The 18140-nt window shown below is 68.6% G+C and carries 8 protein-coding genes and 1 pseudogene; 3 read left to right on the top strand and 6 right to left on the bottom strand.

Annotated features, from left to right (window positions below):
- Nucleotides 1-3: 3 nt before the first annotated feature.
- Both cpaB and CP982_RS26710 read right to left on the bottom strand, forming a co-directional pair.
- Nucleotides 4-714, bottom strand: a complete 711-nt coding sequence (gene cpaB / locus CP982_RS26715) for a Flp pilus assembly protein CpaB (RefSeq protein WP_150512808.1) — start codon at nt 712-714, stop codon at nt 4-6.
- Nucleotides 715-816: 102 nt separating this feature from the next.
- A complete protein-coding gene (locus tag CP982_RS26710) occupies nt 817-1719 on the bottom strand; it encodes a hypothetical protein (protein ID WP_229878525.1) in 903 nt (300 codons plus the stop codon).
- 208 nt (nt 1720-1927) lie between these two features.
- Between CP982_RS26710 and CP982_RS42640 the strand changes: the two are divergent.
- A pseudogene (locus tag CP982_RS42640) lies at nt 1928-2148 on the top strand (tyrosine-type recombinase/integrase); the annotation flags it as partial.
- 125 nt (nt 2149-2273) lie between these two features.
- On the opposite strand, the gene CP982_RS26700 reads toward CP982_RS42640, so the two are convergent.
- The 3 genes from CP982_RS26700 to CP982_RS26690 form a co-directional block, all read right to left on the bottom strand.
- Nucleotides 2274-2645: a DUF6188 family protein gene (locus CP982_RS26700; protein WP_150512807.1), complete on the bottom strand. Its 372-nt coding sequence runs from the start codon at nt 2643-2645 to the stop codon at nt 2274-2276.
- A 2-nt stretch (nt 2646-2647) separates the two neighbouring features.
- Nucleotides 2648-9514 (bottom strand): polymorphic toxin-type HINT domain-containing protein, encoded by a 6867-nt coding sequence (locus tag CP982_RS26695; RefSeq protein WP_229878527.1) that lies wholly within the window; start codon nt 9512-9514, stop codon nt 2648-2650.
- Between the two features lie 97 nt (nt 9515-9611).
- Nucleotides 9612-13382 (bottom strand): laminin G domain-containing protein, encoded by a 3771-nt coding sequence (locus tag CP982_RS26690; protein ID WP_308294314.1) that lies wholly within the window; start codon nt 13380-13382, stop codon nt 9612-9614.
- A gap of 538 nt (nt 13383-13920) precedes the next feature.
- Here CP982_RS26690 and CP982_RS26685 point away from each other — a divergent pair.
- A complete protein-coding gene (locus tag CP982_RS26685) occupies nt 13921-14958 on the top strand; it encodes a chitinase (protein WP_150512806.1) in 1038 nt (345 codons plus the stop codon).
- Nucleotides 14959-15022: 64 nt separating this feature from the next.
- Here CP982_RS26685 and CP982_RS26680 read toward each other — a convergent pair whose 3' ends face one another.
- Nucleotides 15023-16354 (bottom strand): Nramp family divalent metal transporter, encoded by a 1332-nt coding sequence (locus CP982_RS26680; RefSeq protein WP_150512805.1) that lies wholly within the window; start codon nt 16352-16354, stop codon nt 15023-15025.
- A 267-nt stretch (nt 16355-16621) separates the two neighbouring features.
- Between CP982_RS26680 and CP982_RS26675 the strand changes: the two genes are divergently transcribed.
- Nucleotides 16622-17965 (top strand): M14 family metallopeptidase, encoded by a 1344-nt coding sequence (locus CP982_RS26675; RefSeq protein ID WP_150512804.1) that lies wholly within the window; start codon nt 16622-16624, stop codon nt 17963-17965.
- Nucleotides 17966-18140: the final 175 nt, after the last annotated feature.

Below are 18140 nucleotides of genomic sequence, written 5' to 3'. Positions count from 1 at the left end.
CCCCTACTTGTCCTCGTCGAGGGTGTACGTACGGTCCCCGCGCGGAACGTCCGCGTCGCCGCCGCTGCCGACCAGGGCGAGCCGGACGTGCGAGGCGAACGACTCGGCGTACGCGACGCGCTGGGCGTCCCGCGTGTCGAGGGCGAAGGTGATGGGCACGGCCTCGTCGGTGCGGCGGCGGCTGCGGTCGTCGCGGTCGGGTTCGAGGGCCGTCAGCTTGCCGACGTCGATGACCCTGGCCTTCTCGACGATGACCTTCGACTGGTCCTTGCCGCGGTCGGTCTCGGCCTTGAAGGTGGCGTAGATGTTGACGGTCGAGCCGGGGGTGATCTTTCCGGCGACGCCGGTCGCCGCGTCGATCATGATGGCGATCTCCTGCTGGCCGGGTTCCAGGCGCGGTCGCTTCACGATCATGTCGTTCTGGAGCAGGGAGCCCTTGCGCAGCTGGGTGACCGCGATCTTCCCGCGGATCTCCCGGAGGTTGGTGACAGCGTTCTCCGAGAGCCACCGCTCGGGCATCTCGACCTTCTTGAACTGGCCGGGCTCCAGTTCCTTGTAGGGCGCGATGTCCGTCCTCAGCTCGTACGCCTCGGTCTCGGGGCCGACCTTGGAGTTCACGTCGCGGATCACCGAGAGGACGCCCGCGAAGGCGCCGATCGCGCACAGGACCGACAGGACCATCAGGATGACACCGCGGCGCTGGCGTGAGTTCATGGGCCGGACTACCTACCTCGTTCGATCGTGCGGCGAGTGCGTGTGGCTACGGACGGTGAGCGCGGTGGTGCGTGAGCCGGTGGGGCCCGGGCGGAAGGGGGTCTAGGTGGCGCCGCGGGGCAGCAGCGCCCGCGCCCCGGTGGTCACCTCGGGGGCGGCGGCGACCCGCTCGGACGGCGGGAGCAGCGGCGCGGCGCAGAACGCGCAGCGGTCACCGATGAGTTCGAGACCGCACCAGTGGCAGTCCTCCCTCCGCACGGACGACACCAGTTGGTAGAGCACGGAGATGTCCGGGATGGCGGCGGCGAACTCGACGAGCTTGCCGGTGGCCCACCAGCGCGCGGACTCGGCGGGCAGCGGTACGTCGACGGCGCCTTGCGCCTGCCAGACGTCGGCGAGCGTGTCGGTCACCCAGGCCGGGTCGAGCTGGCCCGGCGCGTACAGCAGCTTCGTGCCGAACTCCGGTGGCGGCAGCACCGCTTCTCGCGTCGCCTTCACCATCGCGGTCCGCGGGGCGGCGAGTACCGCGAACTGCGTGCCCGGAACCCAGGACTTGGTGTGCGAGCGCAGCGTGACGGGCACGCGGTCCAGCCTGGCGACGGACCCGAGCAGGGCACCCGCGTAGATGTAGTGACTGAGCAGCCGCGCGGCGGACGCGAGCACGCCCGGGCTGAAGTCGCAGACGGACAACTGCCGTAACTGCAGCGCCAGTACGGAGAGCCCGAGCGGCGGCAGCTCACTCCTCACGAACGCGATCCGGTCGCTCTCCAGGACGGACCGGATCGCGTGCAGCCGATGCCGCACCGCCTGGGGCGCGGACGCCGGACAGAGCACGATCACATACCCGTGGTACTCGATGAGCTGGTGCATCTCGGTGAGCGCCTGGTCGAGCGAGTACGTCTTCGGCGACTGCCCGGCGCTCTTCAGGGCGACGGCGGTCGGGGTGTGGCGATCGGGCGAAGGCAGCACCAGCTCCGGGCTGGTGACAGCTATCGCGGTCGGCATGCGCACACCCCCGGCTCCGAGTCCTCACACTCCGCCCGCACGCAGCGTGCACGTGCGCTCCTAGCTGTGCACCATATCCACGCGGGGGCCGCGCTAACACCCAACTTCCCACTGTTCACCTATGGGTTGTCGGGATCGCTCCCGCCTCGCCGAGACACCGGAGCACTGCCCGGCCGCCGGCCCCGACTGCCACCAGTCGCCGGAGCACCACCTCACCCGGACCTTCACCACGCTCCTCCGCGAGCCGGCCTCCGCCGCATCCGCTTCCACGACCTCTGCCACTCGACCGCCACCCTGCTCCTTGAACAAGGCGCCGATCTCGTCTTCATCACGGAACTCCTCGGCCACGCCCTTCACAAACCCTCTGAGGCCACCAGTCAGTCCGCCGACGGCGACGACCCACCGCCTTGCGCAGCACCCGTCGGCTGACGTTGCCGTCAATTACTGTCGTCAGACACCTCTGTGGCCCCGCCGGGACGATCCCGACGGGGCCACAAAATTGCCCTGTATACAGGTGCGATGCGAAGATCAAGCTTTCCGGTTACGGCCGGATATCACTCACCACGCCACACCGCAATCTCTCCTCCGGGCATGCAGGTAACTCGCTCCCCCTTAGGCCCGACCAACCCCCAAGCCTCATACTCTTCGTCCGGCTGGACAGTCAGTTTCGTGCCGCTTTCGAATTCGATCACGAGATCCCCGACTCTTCCCACCTCAGCCTCAGTAATCACATCACGGGCCAGTCGGACGAGATGGGGAGCCACAATGTCCGGGGATTCTGGATCGAAAGACACATGATCCCCGGCCGAGACTTGAAGAACCGCCTCGGTCTCGACGCGCAGTTCACAATCCCCACTGGTCAGGACCGTGAGAGCCGCGTCGAAGCAGACACGGGTAACTGCTTGACCTCGAAGGTTCAGGTTCATTCCTACCATCCCACCGGAAGTGGATAAGTGCCGTCTGGATTCATCGGGATATGCGTATCCGCTTTCGAGCCGGGCTTTCCGTCGAGCCCGATCGGCTGGCCATGTTTGTTGGTAAAACGCACATAGCCATCCGGGTACCTTCCGGTCGGATTCATCACGCGAAGCATGTCAGCATTTCCGGTCGACCCAGGCTTCTGCCACACACTTCCCTTTCCGTTATCGGCTGCACGCGCCACCCAGTCGTCACCCACTCCAGTGGGACGCTGAGGGCCGATGACGGGAGGGCATGGTGTCGAATTGTGAACCAGGACCGGTGTCTCGCCAGCCAGCACATAGTACGTGTGGATGTCCTCGACCGTGAGGTTATAGGTCCGGGCTCGCTGCGAGAAGGAGTGGTTGTTGGTCACGACGACGGTGTCGCCGTCATCCGTGCGCAGCGTCATGCCGGGCGCCAAGTCCCGGGCATCGACCCAACGGCGCTCGGACGGTGACCAGAACGGATGCTCATGGGTCGCGGTGAGCGTCTCGATGCCGTCATCCGTGGCGATGGAGAGCTTGTTGAAGTGCTTGTCGCTCTCCGTGACGATGAGGCGCGTTACCTTCTTGGGTGCGGTTCGGCCGCTCTTCGGATCCGTGGCGAGGACCTGGTCGCCCAGCCTGACGTCTTCGATGTCCTTGGTCTTGCCGTCCGCCATGAGGACATCGGTTCCGGCCAGGAAGCACTTGTTGCAGTCGGCTAGGGCTCCCCCCTTCTTCGCTCCGCCCGCACCCTTCTCGCCCCTCTTGGTCAGCTTGAGGACGCCCTTCCCTATCTTGAAGGGCTTGCCCACCGGGGTGTCCAGCAGCAGCACGCCGCAGCCCGCACGCAGTTCCTTCGAACAGCGCTGCCACGCGCCGAAATCGGGGGCGATGATGCCGACCACCACACCAACGGCCTTGGTGAACCAATTTCCGCTGTCGCTGGGGCCCTTCTTGGGCGTGTGCAGCCTGTCAATGCGTGGTCCGTAGCCCGTAACCCCAGCGCCGCAACCGTAGCCGCACTGGTACGCATCCCTCATGCGGCTGTAGCTGGAGTTGTCCGTGGGGAAGTTCGGGTATTTGCCAGCCCACGTCTCACCGGAGGAGAAGTCCGGTGAGGCGTTGGAGTCGATGAAGTCGATCGCTCCGCCACCACACTGACTGCCCTTGCACGTGAAGCTGTCCAGACCCGACGGGTCGGATGCCGTGACGGGGTTGTTCTCCGCGTAGCTGTAGCCATTGAGGCTGCCGGGCTTTTGATGCGCGAGCAGCGGGTCCACGCTGATGAACTGGCCGATGGCCGGGTCGTACTCGCGCGCCCCGACGTGCGTGAGGCCGGTCCCCTTGTCCACCGGCTTCCCCAAGAAGCCCTTGTCGTCCGGCCAGTCGGGAGCCTTCTCCCCGCGCGGGGAGCCGAAGGGCGTCGTGTAGCGCTTCGTCACCGCGTACGTCGTCGCGTCCAGGGCGATGCTCGACGTGCCGTGGTGGTCCGCCGCCAGGAAGCTGAGTTCCGTGTCCGTGGCGCCGCTCGTTCCGGTGCGGACCGCGATGGTCTGGCCGTTGGCGGTGTAGTAGCGGGTGCCGGTGAGGGTCTTCTTCGTGCCCTTCGCCGTCAGGCGGACTTCCGTGGCGCCGAGGTAGAGGACCGTGTCGCCGTCGCCCTTGGCGCGGCGGATGAGGAGTTCGCCGTCGGCGTCGTAGAGGTAGGCGGTCTCCGCCGTGCCTTCGAGCGTCTTGGCCAGCTTGCCTTCCGTGTTCCACGACAGGGTCTGCTGAGCCTTCGGCCCGGGGCGCTTCGTCGTGTTGCCGGTCTTGTCGTACGCGTACGTGGCCGCACGGGAGCCCGTCGTCTTGGTGAGCGGGTGGGGCTGGCCCTCCGGTGTGCCGTAGTCGTACGTCGTGGTCTCGTCACCCGACGACGTGTGCTGGGTTTCGGACTTGCGCTGGCCCGCGTCGTTGTAGGTGTACGACGTCCAGTACGGGGCCGCCCCGTCGATGTTGGCCTTCGTGCGCTTCGCGGCGGCGCAGTCCGCCGTCTTCGGGGTCCAGGCCTCGGTCAGGCGGCTGTAGCCGTCGTACTCGAAGCACTGGTAGTCGGCCTTCTGCGTGCCGCCCTGCGTCGTGGCGTCGAGGATGGAGAGGACGTTTCCGGCGTCGTCCCGTTTGAACTTCAGCTCCTGCGGCATGTAACCGTGCACGTCGTCGGTGACGTAGGAGCGGGTGAGGCGACGGGTTCCCGCCTCGTAGTCGTAGTTGAGGTAGGCCTTTTTCTCCGTGCTGGCTCCGCTCATGCCGAGCGTGAGCTGGCGCAGGTCGCCCTGCGGCGAGAAGGCGGCGCCGTGGAGGTACCCCGTGGTGCCGTCCAGGCCGGTCTGCTGGCCCGTGGCGTTGTACTCGTAGCCGATCGTCTCGCCCTTGAGACCCGCCACGGCGGGCTGCGAGGCCTGGCTGATCGTGCCGTCGAAGCGGTAGCCCGTACTGAAGGCCAGCTTCTGGGGGACACCCGCCTTCACGATCGGGTCGTCCTCGGGCAGGCTGAGTTCGCTCTCCTTGACCTCGTAGAGCGGGGTGTAGGTGGTGACCTTCCGGGTGTACGCCTTGCCGGTCAGGCCGCCGTCGTAGCGGGTGGCCGTGTCCTGCTGGCCCTTGGCGAGGTCGTCGAAGGTCCAGGCGGCGAGCTTGTTGGCGTCCGTCTTCTCGGTGTGCCACATGCCCGTCTTGCGGCCGAGGTCGTCGTAGCCGTACAGCAGCTTCCGGTTCTCGACGTCCTTGGTCGTGGTGGCACGGTCGAGGCTGTCGTACGTCGTGGTCGTGACGCCCTTGTCCGGGTCGTCCGCGCTGATCTGGCGGCCGAACAGGTCGTAGGAGTAGGACCACTTGGCCTTGTCCGGGCCGGTGATCGTCTCCTGCTGGCCTCCGGGCGTGTAGGTGTAGCGGGTGCTCGTGAAGTCGGTCCCGGTCGGCTTCGGGCCGCCGTACTCGCGGCGCAGCACGACCTGGCCGCGGGCGTCGGTGACTTCGGCCGTGGCCTGCCCGCCGTCAGGGGCGCTGGTGGCCACCGCGTCGCCGGAGTAGGCCGTCGTGGTCGTCCAGCGCGTCACGCCGAAGTTCTTCGTGACGGCCTTCGTGGCACGGCCCGCCGCGTCGTACGTGGTGTCGGTCTGGAGCGGCGCCTGGCTGCCCTCGGTCTGCACGGGCGTACCGCTGGGAGCCGAGGTCTCGTCCCAGGTGTCGCCCTGGACGCTGACGGCGAGCCCCCGCGTGTCATAGAGCGTGATGCCGATCAGACGGCCGCCCACAGGTGTCGGGGTCTGGGTCTGGCGGGGGCGCAGGAGCGAGTCGTAGAACTCGTACGAGGTGTTGTAGCCGGAGCCGTCGCCCTTGAGCGTGCCGGTGGACACCCAGGACATGGCCTTGCTGGTGACCTTGTAGTCGTAGACGTAGTTGGGGGTCTTGTCGAGGACACGGAGCCGGTTGGGCAGCCAGACCTGCGTGGTGCGGCCGAGGCTGTCGTACGTCGTCTCCGTGATCTTGCTGTTCGGGTCGGTGACCTTCACGGGAGCGCCGGTGGCGAACTCGACGTCCGTGGTGGTCTTGTGGCCCTTGACGTTCGAGACGCTGCTCGACGTCAGCGGTCCGGAGGCCGCGGGCGTGTAGGTGGTCTTCGCCGTCGTCAGGCCGTTGGTGTCCTTGACCTCGGTCGGACGCCCAAGGGTGTCGTACGTCGTCGTGGCGGTCTTCTGCCAGGACGCGACGTTGTCCGTGCCGTAGGACTTCGCCCGGCCGGTCCAGGTCGGCTCGCCCTTGGTCGGCTTCTGGGCGGACGTCCACTTCGTGGCGTCGGGGTCGTCGTAGACGGTCGCCGAGTCGCTCACGACGTCGCCCGGCTTGTCGGAGTCGGCCGGCAGGTCGAGGTCCGCGACCGTCGTCGAACAGGGCTTGGCGACCGTACGCGTACGTGAGGCGAGGGAGTTGATGCCCTTGTCGTCGTTGCGGGCGTACCAGGTGCGGGTGCAGAGCTCGTCACCTGTGACGTCGTCGTCGCCCTTGTCCTCGACGGCCTCGGGCATGCCGTAGTCGTCGTAGGTGGTCTTGACGGTACGGACGCGGTCGCGCGGGGTTTCGCCACTGGTGACGCGGGTGCGCTCGTGCGTGGCGGCGGCACGGACGTAGTGGGCCTCGGTGTCCGCGTACGACTTGTGCTGCGTCGCCGTCCGCTTCGACCACGGGTCGGTGATCGTCGCGGAGACCTCGGTGTCGCCGTTGTAGGTGACCGTCTCGCGCGCGAAGCCCGCGTACTGGTCGGAGTCGGTGATCTCCTCCGCCTTGATGCCGCCGGCCTTCGCGGTCCTGCGCTTGTCCGGGTCCGGGGTCTTTCCGTCGGAACCGGCGACGCGGTCGCCGTTCATGCCGCGCATGTAGATGCTGACCGTCTTGAGGCGGTCGGTGCCCTTGTCACCGGTGTGGTGCGTGACCTTCTCGTAGCCGCGCCAGACCGACCAGGTGCGCTCCTTCGCGGGCGTCATCGGGTCGTCGTTGTAGTGCCAGGCGCCGCCGCCGGAGTACTCGTACGCGTGCTGCACGGCTTCCGCGCCGCCGCGCGGGTCCGTGGTGGAGACGGAAGTGACCGGGTACTTCTGGAACCAGTCGAGCTTCGGGGTCTTCTCGCCGTTCGGTGACCAGTACACGGGGTAGCAGCGCCGGGTGTTGTCGTCCGGCTTCGGCATCGTCTGGCCCGCCACGCATTCGGCGGGCTGGTACGAGACGATCGTCTGCGCGCCCGTCTCGGACGTGACCGAGCGCAGGCGCGGCTTGTCCAGGGAGAGGATGTCGTCGGAGGCGCCGTCGACCCGGTTGGGCAGGAAGGCGTGGGTGAACTTCACCGGGTCCAGCGAGATGTCGTCGCCGCGCTTGCCGGTGTGCTGGAGCTCGTCGAGCCACAGGGACTGGTCGGTGCTGTCACCGGTGTCGCCCGGGTCCAGGTAGAGGTGCTTCAGCTTCCAGCTGTCGACCTGCCAGTACGCGGGCACGTCCAGTGCGGCGTTCCAGGCGTACGTCGTGACGGCCGTCATGCGCTTGCGGGTGAAGAACGACGGGCCGACGTTGCCGGTGCACTTCTTGTCGTCCTTGCAGACGCTGTCGAAGGGGACGTCCGGCCAGTTGTCCCGCTTGTCCTCGGTCAGCTCGTCGCAGCCGGTGCCGGACGCCAGGCAGCGCTCGGCGTAGGTGAAGGCGACCTTGTGGGAGGCGGCGGGCTTGGCGGAGAAGAGGGCGTCGGCGCGCTGGCCGTAGCGGATCTCCTTGAGGTAGCCGCCGCGCGTGTAGTCGGTGCCCGTGTTGTCGTCGCCGAGCTTGTCGTAGTTGTTGTGCTCGGCCTCGTACCAGTACGTCATGGCGTTGCCGCGGGTGTCCTCGACGAGGTCGAGGTTCCAGCGCCAGGCCTGCTTCTTGTCCCGGTCGGAGAAGCCGGTGCCGTCGGAGTGGCCGGGCTCGCCCTCGTCGTCGCCGAAGACCGGCACGGTCCAGACCGAGTCGGTGCGGTCGTCCGTCCCCGCGCCTTCCAGCTTGTTGAGGCCGAACGTGTAGGTCGTGCCGTCGCCGGTGGTGACCGTCCAGTACTCGCCGTTGTCGTCACCGTTGCTCGCGCCGGTGTGGCGCTTGACGGTGGACGCGTCGTCGTTCTTCAGCCGCCACTGGCCGCTGGTGTCGTCCTTGACCAGCTCGGTGGCCTTGCCGTTCAGAACCAGCGAGGCGTTGTCGTACTTCCAGCACAGGTCGTACTTCTTGTCGTGCCCGTCGTCCTCGCAGGAGCCGTACTTGCGCTCGACGTACGAGGAGGTCAGGTCGAAGCCCTCGCCGATGACCGTGCCCTGGTTGTTCGTGGAGGCGGTGCGGCCGTCCACGCTTCCGGAGTCGTAGGAGATCGTCAGGTCGGGCGCCGGGCCCGCGGCCGCCGGAGGCGTGCGCAACGGGTACGACCACGTGAAGGAGCCCGACGAACCGCCCGCCTCCCAGGTGGAGGAGGCGGCGAGCGGGGTCGCCTTGTAGTCACCGGAGCCGGACTTGGTGCCCGCGGCCAGGGCGAGGACCATCGTCCGGCCCGCCTTCGCACCCGATGCGGCCGCGGGGAAGGACAGGGCGGCCTTCAGCCGCTCGTCCTTGCGGGCGTTGGTGAATTCGACCGGCTCGCGGGTGCGGCAGTCGGCTTTGCCGGGATGGTCGAGGGCGCAGTCCGGCAGGCGCAGGACCTGGAGGCGCCCCGCCCAGTCGCCGCCGTACGCGGAGGCGAAGGCCGAGTAGTCGATGCCCAGACGCGCCTTGCCGCCGTCCTTGGGGCCGGTTGCCGTGAGGACGACGCCCTTGACGCCGAGCCGCCTCGCCTCGCGCTGATCGAGGACCTCGACCTTGAGCCGCTCGGCCGCCCGCTGGGGAGCGCCCCGCGCTGCCTTCGGCGCGGAGAGCGTGACCGGCAGGGATCCCGGCCTTGCCTTCGCCGCACCCGAGCCGGGCAGCTTCAGGTCTGCCGCACCGGCCTCGGGCCACGTCACGGTGCGCCGCTGGTCGCCGCGCGCCCGCTCGGCCGCCTCGCGGTCGGCCGCGGCGGACTTGCGGACCGCGGCCGTGTTCTTGTCGTTCGCCTCCACCGTGAACGGTGAGACCTCGGCCGAGCGAGGGGCGTCCAACTTCGGTCTGCCGAGCGGGTCCGTGGCGGCTGCTGCCGTATTCGTGAACATCACCGGGGACAGCAGCCCCGGCAGGAGGGCGAAGCCCGTGACGACGGCGATCCGCGAGCTCCATCGGCGTCTCGCTGATCTGCCGGTTCGGGGCAGCCCGAAGCCAAGCTGTTTCATGTGTGTGTCTCCTCGCGCGCGGCCGCCGCATCGGGCGGCCGCACGCCTTCGAAACCAGTGAGGGAGAAGAGAAGGCCGGGAGGAAGGCCCCGTCGGCCTACGTCGAGGGCTCCGCGATCTGGTCGGTGACCTGCTCCCGGTTCATCGCGCCGGCCCACACGCGCAGCTTCGCGAGATCCCCCGGCAGGTAGTGGCCGGTCTTGCCCTGAGCGGATCCACGTCCCACCGTCAGCGCGCCGTCACCCTGCTGGGCCCTGGCGAGCCCGGCGTCGTCCTCGCCCTGCTGGGCGAACTGGCCGACGTAGAGCCGGGCCACGCCGAAACGCTGGTCGCCCTCGTCGTCGGTGAAGTCGAGACCGGCGTCGAAGACCCCGGTCACGTCGACCCAGGTGTCCCACTCCTTGTCGCCGATCGTGTCCTCGGCCGGTGCCACCGCCGTCGCGACGACCTTGCCGTCGGCGTTCACCGCGGTCCGTCCGAACTTCCACTGGTAGGCGCTGGAGGAGACCTTCTCCACCCACAGCGCCCACGACGACTCCTTGCCCGCCGGCGTGGCCTGCCCGGCCACGAGCGCCCGGTAGCCGATGTCCTTGCCCGCGAACTCGGCCTTGGTCAGCCGTACGCGCGCCGAGACGGTGAACGACCCGGTCTCGTCGACGACGGGGCCCCCGACCGAGGCGTAGCCGCTCTTGCCGTCCAGGACGAGGGAGGTGGCGTCGTCACCGGTCAGGCGGGCGCCGGAACCGGACAGGTCCAGTGGCCCCCGGCGGTAGGGGAAGGCTGCGCTGGACGGATCGCCCGGGTCCTCCGGGCTCTCGACGACCTGGCCCCCGGAGGAGATGGTGGCGTCCCAGTGACCGACGAGTTCGTTGGTGGGCAGACCGCTGCGCTCCAGACGGTTCTCCTCCCGGATCTCGTCCGGCTCCAGCGGCCGCTGCCAGGTGGCGACCTCGTCGATCCGGCCCAGGAAGTAGTCACCGTAGGAGCCGCCCACCTTGACGCGCCCGACCATCATGTTCCGGTCGGCGGTCCACGGGGTGTACTTGGGCGCCTCGTCCGCGAGCACCACCGGCTTGCCCTGCGGCCTGCCGTTGACGAAGAGCTGGATCGTGTCGTCCTTGGGGTCCGCGTTGTCCTGTGTGTCGAAGACGCCGACGAGGTGGGTCCAGACCTTCAGCGGAGGGTTCTCCGCGTCTGCCGCGGACCGGATGTAGACGGGACCGTCCTTGTCCTGGTCGGTGCGGTTGAACACCCACTTCTTGAAGGTGGACGAGTAGTACAGGGTGAAGGCCGATCCGTGCTCACCAGGGGCCGAGAGCACCGTGCGGTTGGCCTTGTCGTCGGTCAGGTACGCCCAGGCGGACACCGTGAAGGAGCTCTGGGAGTTGACCGGGACACCGTCCGTGGAGGCGTAGCCGACCTGCTTGTCGGGGTCGCTCTGGTTGTCGTTCAGGCGCAGTGAGTAGTCCCCGGCGCCGCGCCGGCCCAGCGTCGACCAGTCGGTGCCGGCCTCGTCGCGCATCACGACGTCGTGGCGGCTGCCGACTTGGCCGGTGTCGTTCGCGGTGGCCTTGCTGGAACCCGGCCCCGCGTCGTCGAAGCGCCACCGTCCGGTCGTGCCGTCGGCTGCGCCGACCTTGAAGACGAACTCGGCGGGCGGGCCCCAGCGGACGCGGCCCTCCTTGTCCTTCTTCAGGTCACTGGCCTCCACGGAGAGGGTCTGGGTACCCGCAAGACCGGGCTTGAGGGACGGGACCATGGCCGACCCGTCGCCCATCGACTTCACCGTCCTGGTCGCGTCGGCGTCCGACGTCAGGAGGCGCCACCGGTACTCCTTCACGTCCTTGTCGGCCTTGTTCGGGCGGAAGAAGAAGAGCCCGCCCTTCCCCGGCCCGCCACGGGCCGCGCAGTCGTCTGCAGTGCACTCGGAGTACGGAGCGAAGGACTGGATCGTCGGCTCCTTCGGCGCCGTCGAGTCGATGCGCAGATAGCACCACTTCGAGTACGGCGAGAAGAGGTCGCCCTTCTTGCCGCCGTAGACCCAGTGCGACTGGGTGCGCGCCTTGAAGCGGTACAGGCCGCCGTCCGCCCGCTTGGTGGTGGTGATCGTCTCCCGCGTACCGTCCGGGTCCCAGCCCGAGTCCGGCTTGTAGTCCTTCCAGACCCCGTCCCACGACCCCGACGTCGTGTCCGTGCTGGAGCGCTCCATCACGAACTCGGCCTGGAGGGAGCCCTCTTCCTCCCCTTGGTGCTGTTCGACCTTGGTCTGGACGGTGGCCTGGATCTTCGGCGTATCCACCGTGACGGTCACGGGGTCCTTCGCCGGGCGGCACTGCGCCTTGCCGTTGCCCGTCCCGGGGATGGCGCCCACTGACGTCGGCACCCCAGGCTTGTGCATGTACCAGACTTTGAGCTCGGCGTTGTTGTCGAACCGCTTCCACGCCCGCGGCTCGCCCTCGTCCTTGGCCCGCAGCATCAGCGTGAGGCGCGAGATCTTGCCGTTGGCGAGGGAGCGCACCGTGGAGGCGAGGTTCTCGTCCTTCTCGTCGGGGTTGTCGTTGAACTCGATCCAGGAGTTGGGCTGTTCAGGGCTGCACAGGTTGCCGCGCCCCGCCGAGACGTACCGGTCGCCCATCTGGTCGAGCTGCTTCGGGCCGGGCCAGCGCGAGCCCTCGGAGATGTTGTCCGTGCGCTCCAGGTCGACCCAGTGCGGCTGGCAGTTGAACGACCACGTCTCGTACGCGCGGAACGTGGCGTCGAGGACGTGCTTGCCCGCGAGCTTCGAGGCGCCGAACTCGAAGTACATCCGGTCCGTGTAGCCGCCCAGGTCGCAGTAGTAGCCGTCCGCGATGCCGCAGCGGCCGACGCCCTTGGGTTCGCTGAACTTCCAGAACTTGTCGCCGTCCGACGACAGCTTCGTCCACTCGGAGCGGCCCAGGCCCACCGAGGGGTCGATGAAGACCGGATACACGGTCTTCTTGCCGCGCAGCAGGTCCAGGTCGGGGGTCACCGACACCGCGCCGTCCCCGACGGTGACGGGGAGGTCTGCGGTCGCGTCGCCCTGGCCGGGCTGCGCCGGGTCCTCGGCGGCGCCCTTCTTCGCGGGGCGGTCCTCCGGGGCGATCGCGCGCAGGCCCTTGCGGGGCGCGGACGTGGGCGCGGTCGCGGTGTCGCCCGCGGAGTCCCACATCTGCCCGGACGGCCCGCGGAACACGGCGTTGCCGTCCTCGTCGACCGCGCGCAGCCCGCCGCCCTCGCCGGGGGTCACGCTCAGGCCCTCGCCGCGCGCGGTGAGCCTGACCTTCTCCAGCTCGGGACTCGCGGCGGCTTCGGCCGACTTGACGACGAGGACCTCGCGGTAGCCCTCGGCCGTCGCCGTCAGCTGGAGGTCCACGCCCTTGACCGGCACGTCCGCGTATGTGGCGGTCGCACCGTCGAGGGTCGGCTCGGGCAGGCCCGTCGGCCAGCCGAGCTTGAGGCGCTGGCCCGCCGTCCCCAGGGTCAGCAGCCCGGTTCCGCTGCCGCCACCGGAGAAGGCGAGGTCCACCACGGCGGACTTCGGCCCGACGGTGCCGTCGGGCCGCTTCTCCAGGGTGACGTCGATGTCCTGCCACGCGCCGCTCTTGTCACGGGCCCGCTGCGGCTCCGTCGCCTGGGTCATGACGAACGTGCCGTCGGGATTCGCCATCGTCGTCGTGTACTCGGTGCGCTCCGACGTCACCTCGACCGGCTCGCCCGTCGCCGCCGCGCGCTGCGACGCGCTCTGTTCCGTCAGCGGCCCGGTCGGCGCCGAGGCGTGCGCCTCGGCAGCGGGAACGGCGAACGCGACTGCTGGAAGCAGCGAAAGAAGGAGGGCCGTTGCCGACACTCCCCCCGTGACACGTCCTGACCTTCTTCGATTTCGGGCATGACGATGCCCCCACCCCAACTCCACAGTCCCCACCCCAGAGTTACGAAAACTTCACAGTTTGCAGGTGGAGAGAGTTAACTCTCGGCGAGTTCCTTGCGTCAATGTGAAGTGCGCCACAAAACAGCATGTCTGTGCAACCCCAACAGGGCTCCTACGAGCGGAACTTGAGAGTCCTCCGCCGTGCGCCTACCGCCCCTGCCAGCACGAGTTCACCCTGCCGCGCAAACGACACCTCCAACGCAGCGTCACGATCACGCCATTCTCAGAATGGTCGAGGCGCAGCGTTTGAAGCGTGACTTCTTTGCCGGAGCGACTTCACGGCCTCACGGGCAGGCCTACGCGATCGCGCGGAATCAGCCACGCGAGCCCGCCGGAGGGGGCGGCGCACACCCCCTTGACAAGCACATTGGTCTGGACCAACTTGTACGACCAGGCAACAGCGGTGGCCACCGCCCCCTTCCGGCCCGTACGGGCCCTCCCCCCACCGGAGGCTGAAGTGGACCGCGCACGCGTACGTACACGTAGGAAGAAGAGCGGCGTTCTCGCCGGGCTGATCGCCGCGTTCGGCCTTGCGGTGGCCGGGCTCGCCACCGGTGGTGCCGGGAGCGCCGACGCCCGGGACGCCGGGGCGCGGGCGCAGACCCGGGCCGTGCCCAAGCACGCCGTCACCGGGTACTGGCAGAACTTCAACAACGGCGCCACCGTGCAGCGGCTCGGCCAGGTGCAGGATCAGTACGACATCATCGCCGTGGCCTTCGCCGATGCCACCGGGCAGCCGGGGCAGGTGACCTTCAACCTGGACTCGGCGGGGCTCGGCGGGTACACCGTGGCGCAGTTCAAGGCCGACATCAAGGCCAAGCAGGCGGCCGGGAAGTCCGTGATCGTGTCGGTCGGGGGCGAGCGCGGCAGCGTGTCCGTGAACAGCTCGGCCGCCGCGAACAACTTCGCCGATTCCGTGTACGCGCTCATGCGGGAGTACGGCTTCGACGGCGTCGACATCGACCTGGAGAACGGGCTCAACGCGACGTACATGACGCAGGCCCTCAAGTCCCTCTCCCAGAAGGCCGGGCCGGGCCTCGTGCTCACCATGGCGCCGCAGACCATCGACATGCAGTCGACGTCCAACGCGTACTTCAGGACGGCCCTGAACGTGAAGGACATCCTCACCGTCGTCAACATGCAGTACTACAACAGCGGGGCGATGCTGGGCTGCGACGGGAAGGTGTACAGCCAGGGGTCCGTGGACTTCCTCACCGCGCTCGCCTGCATCCAGCTGGAGGGCGGGCTCGCGCCATCGCAGGTCGGCATCGGGACGCCCGCGTCGCCGCGCGGGGCCGGGTCGGGGTACGTCTCGCCGACCGTCGTGAACAACGCCCTCGACTGTCTGGCGCGCGGCACCAACTGCGGGTCGTTCAAGCCGTCGAAGACCTATCCGGGCATCCGCGGGGCCATGACCTGGTCGACCAACTGGGACGCCCTGAACGGGAACGCGTGGTCCAACGCCGTGGGCCCGCACGTCCACGGGCTGCCGTAACCCCCACCGGCCTGCGCAGCGCCGCCGTCGCCCCGGCCCCGGCGGCGCTGCCGCATCCCCGGGATCAGAAGAAGCTGCTCCAGTCCTGGTCCGTGACCTGCTTGACGCACAGCACCAGGAACAGCAGGCCCGCGATCGCCAGCATGCCGTTGCTGAGCCAGCCGTTGCGCCACTCCGCGGGCGTCCGGGACGAGTTGAGGAGCCAGATCAGGGTCAGGGCGAGGAACGGCATGAAGGCCGCGCCCAGGACTCCGTAGATGATGATCAGGCGGAACGGCTGCCCCTGGAAGAGCAGGATGATCGGCGGGAAGGTCAGCCAGAGCAGGTACGCGCGGAAGGGGAGCGAGCGCTCGCGGGCGCCGGAGGCCACCTCGGCGCCGGTCGAGACGGTGCCGGCCGCGCCCGTACGTGACTTGCGGTAGTGCTCCACGAAGTCGGCGAACATCAGGCTCACGCCGTGCCAGACGCCGATGAGGGAGGTGAAGGACGTGGCGAAGAAGCCGATGAGGAACAGCTTCGACGTGGCGGTGCCGTACTCCTTCTCCAGGATGTCGCTCAGCTGGACCAGGCCCTTGTCGCCGCTCGCGATCGCGACGTTCGCGGAGTGCAGCATCTCGGCACCGACGAAGAGCATCGCCACGACGAAGACGCCGGTCGTGATGTACGCGACGCGGTTGTCGAGGCGCATCACCTTCATCCAGCCCGTGTTCGTCCAGCCCTTGGCGTTCACCCAGTAGCCGTACGCGGCCAGGGTGATGGTGCCGCCGACGCCGCCGATGAGACCGAGGGTGTTGAGGACCGAGTCCTTCTCGTCGGGCAGGACGGGGAGCAGGCCCGCGACGGCGTCGCCGAGGTTCGGGGTCACGCGGATCGCGAGGTACACGGTGACGACGAACATGACGCCGACCAGGACCGTCATGACCTTCTCGAACACGTCGTACTTGTTGAACCAGACGAAGACCAGGCCCACCACACCGGTGAGCACGCCCCACCACTTCAGGTCCATCACGCCGGGGAACAGGGCCTGGAGCGGCAGGCCCGACGAGGACATGGCGGCCGCGCCGTACGCGAAGCCCCACACCACGACGTAGACGACGAAGAACCACGTCGTCCAGCGGCCCAGGCTCGCCCAGCCCTCGAAGAGCGTGCGGCCGGTCGACAGGTGCCAGCGGCCCGCCGCCTCGGCGAGGGAGATCTTCACGACGCAGCCGATGACGGCGGCCCACAGGAGCGTGTAGCCGAAGTTACTGCCCGCGATCAGCGTGGCCACCAGGTCACCCGCGCCGACGCCCGTGGCGGCGACGACGATGCCGGGACCGATGTACTTCCAACTGGACTTGCGGGGGACGGGCATGACGTCCCCGGCGGTGCTGGGTCCACCCTTGGTTTCGGCCATGCGATCAAGAAAGCGCACGGACGCGCGGGGCACAAGGGGTCGTACGGCAGCGGACCGTGGGACGCGGGAGGCGCGCGCCGCGGCCGCGCGGGCACCGCACAGTCGCCGCACAGTCGCCGCACAGTCGGCTCAAAGACGTGTTGACCAGGACATGCCACGCCAGGACCATGGGCCAGCACGGGCCGTGCCCACCCGGCACCTCGCGCGCTCGTGCCACCCGCACCACATGCGTCGCAATGCACCACCCCCACCCCCACAGGAGCATTCATGCGACTTCGCATACGCGGAAAGAGATCAGCCGCTCTGGCGGCCGTGCTCGCCCTCGCGGTCGCGGCGCCCCTCAGCGCCAACGCGTCCGACAGCTCGACCCCCTCGGCCAGGAAGGCGGCGGCCGCCGCCGCGGCCGAGGACGAGATCCGCCAGTACTCCGTGCCGGGGCCCGCCACGCGCGCGGCCCGCACGGCGCTCGCCGCGACCGGCGTGTCCATCGACGAGGCCGGCGACCACGGGGTCGTCGTCTCCGCGAACGCCGCCCAGGCCGGGAAGCTGCGTGCGCTCGGCTACACGCTCAAGACGCTGGCCGGCCCGCCGAAGCGCACGGGCGACGGGCCGGTGCGGGTCCGGGACTTCCCGCCCGCCGACTCCCGCTACCACAACTACGCGGAGATGACCGCGGAGATCGACCAGCGGCTCCAGCAGTACCCGAACATCATGAGCAAGCGCGTGATCGGCAAGTCGTACCAGGGCCGGGACATCGTCGCCATCAAGATCAGCGACAACGTGGGCACGGACGAGAACGAGCCCGAGGTGCTCTTCACCCACCACCAGCACGCCCGTGAGCACCTGACGGTGGAGATGGCCCTCTATCTGCTGCGCGAGTTCGGCGCGGGCTACGGCAGCGACGCGCGCGTCACCAAGATGCTCAACGAGCGCGAGATCTGGATCGTGCCGGACCTCAACCCGGACGGCGGCGAGTACGACATCGCCACCGGCTCCTACCGCAGCTGGCGCCTCAACCGGCAGCCCAACCCGGGCGGCGCCACCGGCACCGACATGAACCGCAACTGGAACTTCAAGTGGGGCTGCTGCGGCGGCTCCTCGGGCACGCCCGGCTCCGAGACCTACCGCGGCCGCGCCCCCGAGTCCGCGCCCGAGGTCAAGGTCGTCGCGGACTTCGTGCGCAGCCGGGTCGTCGGCGGCAAGCAGCAGATCAAGACGGGCATCGACTTCCACACGTACAGCGAGCTGGTGCTCTGGCCGTACGGCTACACGTACAACGACACGGCGCCGGGGCTGACCCAGGACGACCACGACGCCTTCGCCACCGTCGGGCGCAAGATGGCCGCGAGCAACGGCTACACGCCCGAGCAGTCCAGTGACCTGTACATCACCGACGGCACCATCGACGACTACCTGTGGGGCAGCCAGAAGATCTTCGGCTACACCTTCGAGATGTACCCCAGGTCGGGGGGCGGCGGCTTCTACCCGCCCGACGAGGTCATCGAGCGCGAGACCTCCCGCAACCGGGACGCGGTGCTGCAACTCCTGGAGAACTCCGACTGTATGTACCGCTCGATCGGCAAGGAGCAGCAGTACTGCACCGGTCAGTGACCGGGCACGGGTAGCCCCTGGGGTCCTTATTGATCACTCACAGGGGTTGATTCCCGACGCCGCATGCATATCGGGGCAGTCCAGGCGCAGCCTCTCGGCGGGTGATCACAAAAGCGGATCACCCGCTGACCGGACTACGGAGAGGAAGTGCTCTGTGCGCGCTGTGTCCTCCATG

The sequence above is a fragment of the Streptomyces spectabilis genome, from assembly GCF_008704795.1.
GTDB classification, from domain to species: domain Bacteria; phylum Actinomycetota; class Actinomycetes; order Streptomycetales; family Streptomycetaceae; genus Streptomyces; species Streptomyces spectabilis.
The sequence above is the reverse complement of the archived record's forward strand: the minus strand, read 5'-3'. Positions and strand labels throughout refer to the sequence as shown.